This is a genomic window from Pedococcus sp. P1_H8, from assembly GCF_056405175.1.
The window spans coordinates 1-495 of the sequence record NZ_JBFUCP010000163.1 but is presented as its reverse complement, the minus strand read 5'-3'; the positions used below and the strand labels follow the sequence as shown (position 1 = coordinate 495).

The following is a 495-nucleotide window of genomic DNA, read 5'->3' as shown; positions in this document are numbered from 1 at the left end:
ACAGCGGTACCCGGCGCCCGGGCGCCGGGCTGATCTGCAGCYKGTCGAAGTCGAAGAACTCGCCGTGGTGCTCGACCATCCCGCCGGCGAGCACCTCGCTCAGTCCAGCGGGATCATGGCCACGGCCAGTGAGAACTTCATGACCCCAGACTGGGTGCCGGCCCGCGGCCCATCCCGCGCCCGTCCCACCCACCGGAACCGCGATCGCGGCGCCGGTCGCCCCTCGGCCGGGACGCGGTGGCGTGCACCGCCTTCCGCGACCGGTCCACCGACGGGCGGCCGTCCGGCGGTAATCTGTGCGCCATGACCACCCGAGAGCGCAGCGAATTCCACGATCTCCTCCGCGAACAGATTCGCAACGAATTCACGGCCTCGCAGCAGTACGTAGCGGTCGCGGTGTACTTCGACGGAAATGACCTCCCTCAGCTCGCCGGGCGCTTCTACAAGCAGGCGACCGAAGAACGCAACCACGCGATGATGATGATCCAGTACCTC

Annotated in this window: 1 protein-coding gene; it reads left to right on the top strand. The window is 68.2% G+C overall.

Annotation, left to right across the window (positions count from 1 at the left end; genetic code table 11):
- Nucleotides 1–303 precede the first annotated feature (303 nt).
- Nucleotides 304–495, top strand: a 192-nt coding sequence (locus tag AC1DYG_RS19400; RefSeq protein ID WP_477641488.1) for a ferritin-like domain-containing protein, incomplete at its 3' end; no start/stop codon positions are given.